This window comes from Sodalis sp. (in: enterobacteria), assembly GCF_051710625.1.
Taxonomy (GTDB): Bacteria; Pseudomonadota; Gammaproteobacteria; order Enterobacterales; family Enterobacteriaceae; genus JBPESN01.
Genome location: NZ_JBPESN010000092.1, coordinates 1 through 7,398, shown reverse-complemented (window position 1 = coordinate 7,398; position 7,398 = coordinate 1). Strand labels below are relative to the sequence as shown.

The following is a 7,398-nucleotide window of genomic DNA, read 5'->3' as shown; positions in this document are numbered from 1 at the left end:
TGGCTTTTGCTGCTGGCGCGGCGGTGTAATTTTGGTCGACAACCAGTTGAGCGGATTCGCGTTTAAATTCAGGACTAAAATTTCTTCTTTTTATTGGTGCACCCGTGTTGTTCTGAGGTGAGCATATTACCTCTGTTCAGGTGGCCAAATTCAGTGTGCCACTACACACTGCTGCCTGAAGGCGCGGTTGCCCATGCGCCGTTCATCGTTTTCACCCTGTCCCCGTTAGACGCGGCCGCCTAAGCGACGATTCTCGTTTCTGCTCGGCCGTCATGTAGCCGGCGCCTTTGTCTAGTTCAGCGCTTTATCCCGGCTACCCTGGGGGTGTAGATACCCATGCAATATTCAGCGCTTGAGCTCACGAGCCGCGGCGCGGGCGTGTTGATATTCGTGTTGGAACAGGCACATGCGCAACGTATTGCGATATTGGCCGTTGATAAAAAATTCCTGCAGCAATACCCCTTCCTGCTTGAAACCCATCTTGGTATAGATATGGATGGCTTTGGTATTTTCTTCATCAACGATTAGGTACAGTTTATGCAGATTAAGTACCATAAAGCCGAAATTCAGCGCCAGATGCGTCGCAACGCTGGCGTAGCCTTTGCCCTGATGCTCGGGTGCCACTAAAATGGAAAACTCGGCGCGCCGGTGGATATGATCGATATCCACTAGTTCGACCAGGCCGACGCTTACACCCAGCTTGTCGATGATAAACCGGCGTTCGCTAATATTGTGAATATTCTTTTGATAAAGATCTTTCAACTCCACATAAGCTTCATGCGGTTCTTCAAACCAGTAGCGCATCATCATCTCATTATTATTGAGTTGATGAATAAAATGCAGATCCTCACGTTCCAAGGGACGGAGTTTAATATGATGATCCTCTGGATCTTGGCTTGATAGTTTCATTGTTGCATTCTCGAATACTTAAGTTAAAACATAATAAGGTTGATCAATGACCGGCGATTTTGGAGAAAAGATTAATGATCATAACGCCGGCGATAATCAGGGCAATACCAAATATTGCCACGGCATCCAACCGTTGCCCATACAAGAAATAGCTCACGATGGCGACAAAAATAATACCTAACCCGGACCAGCTTGCATAAGCGATACCCACGGGTATGGTTTTAAGGACCAGCGACAACAGGGTAAATGAGATGGCATAGCCGACTATCACCAAAAGCGAAGGCGTCAGTTTGCTAAAGCCCGCCGAAGCCTTGATGGACGAGGTGGCAATGATTTCCGCGATTATAGCAATAAACAAATAGAGATAAGCCATAGATGACTCTGAACAGGATAATTAGACGTCAAGACTAACACTTTTCGCCAACGGACAAAATAGTAGGGTCTGACATGCATTATGAGCAGAGAGGGCCGCGATTGACAGTAACATTGCCCGATGTGCTTTAGGTAATAAAGCACCTTATTCACGCCGTAACCGGGTGGCGTCGAAAGTCGCTACCCGGACAGCGTCTTCTAGCAAAAATTGTTACTCACAGGCGCTATTCACTTACCGGCCTTTGCCTCAAGCCGGCAGTAATCGCCCGAGGGTAGCGGAGCGGTTCCCCGCGCCGGCCGGCATCGCGTCGCCGTTACGGAATCGACGGCGCGGGTGGACGACTACTGGCATTATCGGCCAGCGCTGGCGCCAGATAATCTATTAACACCCGCATTTTGGGCGGCAACTGTGGATTGGGGCGATACAGCACCCAGGCTGTCTCTTGATAGGGGCAATCATAGCGCCACTGGGGCAACACCGGCACCACCGTTTCCTCCGCCAAGGCGGCAGCGGCGGTAAAGTGCGGCAGGCAGGTAATGTCCAGATGATCCAGGAGAACCGCCATGCGCGCTTCGCTGTGGTTACTCACAAAACGGCCCTGGACTTCAACCTGCCGCCGTTACTCGCCCTGGCGAAACCGCCAGCGGTTATCCTTCGGGGTTGCGCCCAGCCAGATACAATCGTGCCACGCTAAATTTTTCGGCTGCTCTGGCGTGCCGCGCCGGTTGAGGTATTGCGGCGTGGCGCACAGCAACTGGCGTACAAACGTCAGCGGCCGGCCGGCCAGATTCTCCGGGGGTCTATCGCCGATGGCAATAAGCGTATCGAGATCGCTCGCCAGCAAATCCGGCAGGGTATCGGTTAATTGCAGCGCAACGTCCATCTGTGGGTAACGCTGCAAGAAAGGACCTATCAATGGGGCGATAACGAATTTGCCCAGCGCTTTTGGAACGCTCAGCCGGACCTCATCTTGCGGGGCGGGCATCAACCCGGTCGGAAATTGCCAGAACATCTCTGGCGCTGGTCAGGATTCGCTGACAGCATTGATACACCTCATTACCCGCTTCGTTCAGGCGCAGGCGGCGCGTGCTGTGTTCCAAAAGCCGCAATCCGAGCGCCTGCGCCAGCCTGGCTATCTGTCGGCTCACCGCAGAGGCGGTGGTATTCAATTCGCTGGCGGCGGCGGAAAGCCGTTTTTCTCCACCACCTTGACCAATACCACCATATTAGGCAACAGCGGTAGCAGTTGATTTGTTCTCATAGGGAATAAGTGTTGTTCAATTTTAGATAATTATTGCTCAGACAACAAAGGAATATACTGCAACCTTTGCCAAACATTATCGATTATGGATTAGACATGCAGAATATCGCGTCAGTACGCCAAAGCCGGCCGGTGCTGCAGTTAGCCGATGCCATGCTATTGCTGGTCGCGGTAATTTGGGGGCGCAGCTATGCTGCTACGAAACAGGCGCTCGTGTATTATCCGGTACTGGATTTTATCGCACTGCGTTTTACGTTGACCTTTCTGGTGCTCCTGCCGCAGCTGCGCGGGGCCGCCGGTGCACCCCGGTCTGCCGCTGGGGCTAATTCTGCTGGGCGTATTTATCTGCGAGACGCAGGGCGTGGCCATTATCAGCACCGGTAATGCGGCTTTCTTAATCAGCCTGTTCGTCATTTTTACGCCGCTGGTGGAATGGTTGGCTTACCGGGCGCGGCTCGACCGAAGAGTGTTGCTGTCGGCGCTACTGTCGTTGCTTGGCGTCTACTGGTTATGCGGCGGGCGTGCGCTGCATCTGGGGCGTGGGGAAGGGTTACGGCCGCGGCGCTACTTCGCGCCTGTCTGGTGTGTTACACCCGGCGCTTGACCGCACACCGGCCGGTGCCGGCGTTGGCGCTGACCGCGGTACAGACCGGGGTGGTCGCGGTCGGCGGTTGGCTATTGCTGCTCATCACGTTTCGATCGCCGCCGCCTTTGCCCGCATCATGGTTATTCTGGGGCATTACCTTGTATCTTGCATTGTTTGCCACGCTTTTCGCTTTTTTCGCGCAAAATTATGCCGCCAGCCGAACTTTGCCTTCGCGGCTTTCGCTGTTGCTGGGCACCGAGCCGCTGTTTGGCGCACTGCTGGCGGCCCTGCTGCTCAATGAACATATTACGACATCGGGATGGATCGGCGGCGGCTGTATCCTCGCCAGTCTGCTGATGGTGCTGACGCGCCGCAGCGCGCCATGCTTAGCCTTGCGGGAGAGTGCAACGCGAGGGTCGAGGATTGCTGCAAAATACCGCGCAGCGTCTTGCCTGTATGATTAAGCTTGAGAGCCGCCGGCCACGGGCAAACGTGCTCTGTTGACCCGTGTTCATCTGCGTGACAGCGCCGCGAAATGTTGTCATCTGCCGCTGCGGCAATAACCTTTTGTGGCTGCCGGCATTGGATCCCATCGTCGCTGCCTTTATGATAACCGGCCGAGACCACCCTATTAATCACTGGCTGAAACTATGCTGGAAATTCGCCTCGCCCGCCGCAAGGATGCCAATTCCCTGACCGCGCTGGGTTATGAGAGCTATATCGGTCATTTTGGTCATCTTTGGCCTGAGAAACAGGCGCTGGCGGACTTTCTGGCGGGTGACTACGCTGCGCCTTCCCTTGAGAAAAGCTTTGCCCAGCCGCGCCGCTAGCTGATTGCCAGCGTTGACGGCTAGGATATCGGGCTGGAGAAGCTTTTATGCGAAATGCCCAGATCGGATACAAGTGCCTTGGGCGGCCAGCTGAAAAAGATCTATTTTCTGCGCGAATTTATCGGTCGGGGCTATGGCAAGCCGCTGTTCAGCGCGGTGGAGATGTTTGCCAGGGAAGCCCGGCAATCGCAGCTCTGGCGGAGGTACTGCCGCAAAATCAGCAGGCTAAAATCTTCTACGAAGGTCAGAAAATGGCTGTCAGCGGCGAAACCGCTTACGAGAGCGGCAGCCGGTATACGCGCTGCTTATTCTGAGCAAAACGCCGTAGTTGCTGCGGCAACGGCGTGGCGGTCTAGCAAACGCAGCGCCAGCGCGGCGATCGCCATCATCTCCTCACGTTGCCGTCCGGCCTTGCCGACCACGCGCATTCCTTGCAGCAATGCCAACATGAGCAGGGCGGTGTGCTTCGCATTTAACCCTGGATCGACCGAGCCGTCTTCCTGACCCGTGCGGATAAACACGGCTATCCGGATTTGATTGGCGTCCAGCGCCTGACGTACCCGCCGTGCTAGCACCGCTTCCAGCGCACAGACCTGTGTCGCGCTGCCTGCCACCAGAAGACAGCCGCGGATCCCCTCGACACCCTGCGAGAGCGTGGCATAGTCTTGTAGCAGCACCGCTACCTTGTCGCGGCCGGTGACGGCCAGCGCCTGCGGCTCACGCGTCTCCTGCCGACGCTTACTAAGATAGCGTTCAAACACCTATAAAAAAAGGTTTGTTTATCGCGAAAGGTTTTGTAAGTGCTACCCACCGTCAACCCCATGTCAGCGGCCAAATCAGCCACAGAGGCGGCGTGATAGCCTTTGGTGCGGAATACCTGCATCGCCCGATCCAGCGCTTGCTCAGTATCGAATTGGCGTGGCCGGGCGCGAACGCCGGCCGTTGGGTGGCGGGAGGCATTCGTGGGGGGAAGCGTTGACGGCGTGCCAGCAGCGGCGTTGTTTACGGAATTTTTGCCCATGGGGAGAGTCTAGGGAAGGTTCTTTTCCTAAACAAGCCTGCCGCCGATGTGCCAGCGGTATCGTTTCATTTCGAAAGCTGACGGGCGCAAAAGGCCTGGTCAGGGGAAGAATGGTGTGCCTATAGCCTGAGGTTATACCCTGCCATCAAACAGATATTCGCCTTCTGCGAGGGTGAGTGGAATAGTAGAGGTCGGTTCCGTTTACTGAGAGTATCGCTATGCTGATTCCGCAACCTTATTTGCTTTTTCTTGGCAATGTCACCGATCCGCTGGGGGCGAAAACTGCGCGAGGTATTCAGGTCTGGCGTCCCGATCATTGTCTTGGCCAATTGCGGTTGCCCGGTTGTACGGTTTCCCTTGGCCTGGATGATCTTGCCATTGAGGCAGCAGCAGCGGCTGGCGCACGCACGCTGGTGCTGGGCACGGTAAACGCGGGCGGCTTTTTGCCCCCGCATTGGGTTGAGACGGTACGCTCGGCCATTCGCGCCGGTATGAATGTTGCCAGCGGTCTACATGAGCGGCTATCTTCTACGCCGGGATTGGCAGCGTTGGCGGAACAGCACGGTGTCGCGTTGTTTGATGTGCGCCATATGCGCCCGGATCTGAGGGTCGGCAGCGGGAAACAGCGTAGCGGTAAACGTGTTCTGACGGTGGGGACCGACTGCTCAGTGGGCAATATGTACACTTCATTGGCGCTGGAGGCAGCCATGCGGCAGCGCGGCATGAGCGCCGATTTTCGCGCTACCGGCCAGACCGGTATTCTGGTGGCGGGGGAGGGGATCGCCATCGACGCCGTGATGGCCAATTTTATTGCCGGCGCCGCGGAAGCGTTGTCGCCGACCAGTGACGCCGATCATTGGGATATTATTGAGGGGCAGGGATCCCTGTTTTATCCTTCTTACGCCGGGGTTAGCATGGGCCATGCTTCATGACGCTCAGCCGCAGTGGCTGGTAATGTGCCATGAAATGGACCGTCCTTACATGCGCCACCTACCGCAGCAGCCGATGGTGCAACTGGATGCCTGTGTCGACGCCAATTTGCGTGCGGCGGCGGTCACCTGCCGTGACATCAAACTGGCGGGGTTCGCCATTAGCACCTCTGGCGCCGGCGAGGCGCAAGCGCATGACTATTGCCGCCGGCTGAGTGAGCAATTTGGGGTGCCGGCGACCGAGCCGGTGCGGTTTGGCATTGAAAAGATCGCCCGTCTGCTCCAGGAGCAAGGGTAAAATGCGGACGTTAACGATTGAAACGCTTGACCTGCCGCTGGCGCGGCCGTTTGTGATTGCGCGCGGCGCGCGTACGGCAGTACCGGTGGTGCGGGTCACGCTGACGGAGGGCGGCATCAGCGCCAGCGGCGAGTGACGCCCTAATGCCCCGCTACCAGGCTTATCCTGACGGGATATGCCGTCAGTTGGAGGCGTTACGCGCGGCCGTTGAAGCAGGCATAAACCGCGAGCAGCCAGGCCGCATGTTACCGCCTGGCTCGGCGCGCAACGCGCGGGATTGCGCGCTGTGGCAATTAACAGGCCGTACGCCGCCGGCCAGCGGCGCTATTCGCTGCGCGGAAACCCTGAGCCTTGGCCCGGTCGAGTCGATGGCGTCCGCAGCGGCTGAGGCCGTGGGTCGCGGTGCGCAATTGCTGAAAATCAAACTGGACCATATTCTGGAAAAAGTGGCCGCTGTCCGCGCTGTCGCCCCGCGCGCCACGCTGATTATCGATGCCAACGAGGCCTGGGATGGCGTTGATCTGGGCAGTTTATTGGCCGCGCTACAGTCCTACGGTATTGCCATGATCGAACAGCCATTGCCCGCCGGGCAGGACGCCGATCTGCTGCGTTGCGTTCATCCCATCCTGGTTTGCGCCGATGAAAGCTGCCATAGCGCAGAGGATATTGCCGGTCTGCGCGGGCACTATGACATGATCAACATCAAGCTGGACAAGTGCGGCGGGCTTACCGAGGCACTGGCGATGGTGGCGGAAGCCCAATTTTAGGGTCTGCGGGTGATGGTGGGCTGTGTATGCTGGGGTCCTCGCTGCCGTTGGCGGGGGGGGGCGCCGCGCGTCTGAGCGCCGCAACCGGCGGAGCGTTACCATGAATGACTATCTGCATCAGCACCTGCGGCTGATGTTGGGGCGCTGGCGCGATCGCGGGCGGGTGGCCGTGCGGCGCGGCGGTGCTGAATGGCTTTGCCAAGCCGGTGGGTCTGGTGCAGGTGGCTGAACTGGGGCTCTTGCAAACGCCGATTCTGTTGAGTAATACCCTAACTGTAGTGGTCAACTAAAACTTGCCACCGCGTTAGCGTTCTTCCAGAATCTATTTTCTGATTCGTTTGGTGGCAACCCACCATTATATTTATGCGGCCTGAGTGCACTGTAATATCCCACGATATAGTCGGTAATTTCATGAGCTGCTTCG

9 protein-coding genes and 5 pseudogenes are annotated in these 7,398 nt (G+C 56.9%); 7 read left to right on the top strand and 7 right to left on the bottom strand.

What is annotated here, in order from left to right:
• Positions 1 to 345: 345 nt before the first annotated feature.
• The 4 genes and pseudogenes from speG to ACTBDU_RS15255 form a co-directional block, all read right to left on the bottom strand.
• Complete coding sequence (speG, locus tag ACTBDU_RS15270) at positions 346 to 909, bottom strand: spermidine N1-acetyltransferase (RefSeq protein WP_438807063.1); 564 nt, start codon at positions 907 to 909, stop codon at positions 346 to 348.
• 43 nt (positions 910 to 952) lie between these two features.
• Positions 953 to 1,282: a DMT family transporter gene (locus tag ACTBDU_RS15265; RefSeq protein WP_438807062.1), complete on the bottom strand. Its 330-nt coding sequence runs from the start codon at positions 1,280 to 1,282 to the stop codon at positions 953 to 955.
• Between the two features lie 313 nt (positions 1,283 to 1,595).
• Positions 1,596 to 2,267, bottom strand: a pseudogene (locus ACTBDU_RS15260) (substrate binding domain-containing protein).
• The gene (locus ACTBDU_RS15255; protein ID WP_438807065.1) at positions 2,248 to 2,430 is read right to left on the bottom strand and encodes a LysR family transcriptional regulator; all 183 of its coding nucleotides are present in this window, start codon (positions 2,428 to 2,430) and stop codon (positions 2,248 to 2,250) included. The pseudogene ACTBDU_RS15260 and the gene ACTBDU_RS15255 overlap by 20 nt, the downstream one beginning before the upstream one ends.
• Between ACTBDU_RS15255 and ACTBDU_RS15250 the strand changes: the two genes are divergently transcribed.
• The 4 genes from ACTBDU_RS15250 to ACTBDU_RS15235 all read left to right on the top strand — a co-directional run bounded on the left by ACTBDU_RS15250 (position 2,374) and on the right by ACTBDU_RS15235 (position 3,959).
• On the top strand, positions 2,374 to 2,532 hold the full coding sequence (locus ACTBDU_RS15250) for a hypothetical protein (protein WP_438807066.1): 159 nt from the start codon (positions 2,374 to 2,376) through the stop codon (positions 2,530 to 2,532). The two genes, ACTBDU_RS15255 and ACTBDU_RS15250, sit on opposite strands and share 57 nt — an antisense overlap.
• 309 nt (positions 2,533 to 2,841) lie before the next feature.
• The gene (locus tag ACTBDU_RS15245; protein ID WP_438807061.1) at positions 2,842 to 3,147 is read left to right on the top strand and encodes an EamA family transporter; all 306 of its coding nucleotides are present in this window, start codon (positions 2,842 to 2,844) and stop codon (positions 3,145 to 3,147) included.
• Complete coding sequence (locus ACTBDU_RS15240; RefSeq protein WP_438807060.1) at positions 3,144 to 3,593, top strand: EamA family transporter; 450 nt, start codon at positions 3,144 to 3,146, stop codon at positions 3,591 to 3,593. The genes ACTBDU_RS15245 and ACTBDU_RS15240 overlap by 4 nt, the downstream gene beginning before the upstream one ends.
• Positions 3,594 to 3,779: 186 nt before the next feature.
• The gene (locus ACTBDU_RS15235; RefSeq protein ID WP_438807059.1) at positions 3,780 to 3,959 is read left to right on the top strand and encodes a hypothetical protein; all 180 of its coding nucleotides are present in this window, start codon (positions 3,780 to 3,782) and stop codon (positions 3,957 to 3,959) included.
• A 305-nt stretch (positions 3,960 to 4,264) separates the two neighbouring features.
• On the opposite strand, the gene ACTBDU_RS15230 is transcribed toward ACTBDU_RS15235, so the two are convergent.
• Both ACTBDU_RS15230 and ACTBDU_RS15225 read right to left on the bottom strand, forming a co-directional pair.
• A complete protein-coding gene (locus ACTBDU_RS15230; RefSeq protein WP_438807058.1) occupies positions 4,265 to 4,720 on the bottom strand; it encodes a hypothetical protein in 456 nt (151 codons plus the stop codon).
• A complete protein-coding gene (locus ACTBDU_RS15225; RefSeq protein ID WP_438807064.1) occupies positions 4,639 to 4,842 on the bottom strand; it encodes a TetR/AcrR family transcriptional regulator in 204 nt (67 codons plus the stop codon). The genes ACTBDU_RS15230 and ACTBDU_RS15225 overlap by 82 nt, the downstream gene beginning before the upstream one ends.
• 356 nt (positions 4,843 to 5,198) lie before the next feature.
• Between ACTBDU_RS15225 and dgcN the strand changes: the two are divergent.
• From dgcN to ACTBDU_RS15210, 3 pseudogenes are all read left to right on the top strand, one after another.
• Positions 5,199 to 6,207 (top strand): annotated as a pseudogene (dgcN, locus tag ACTBDU_RS15220) (N-acetyltransferase DgcN).
• Position 6,208: 1 nt separating this feature from the next.
• Positions 6,209 to 6,971, top strand: a pseudogene (locus ACTBDU_RS15215) (enolase C-terminal domain-like protein); the annotation flags it as partial.
• 170 nt (positions 6,972 to 7,141) lie between these two features.
• Positions 7,142 to 7,252 (top strand): annotated as a pseudogene (locus tag ACTBDU_RS15210) (P1 family peptidase); the annotation flags it as partial.
• Positions 7,253 to 7,256: 4 nt separating this feature from the next.
• On the opposite strand, the pseudogene ACTBDU_RS15205 reads toward ACTBDU_RS15210, so the two are convergent.
• Positions 7,257 to 7,398: pseudogene (locus ACTBDU_RS15205) on the bottom strand (IS3 family transposase); the annotation flags it as partial.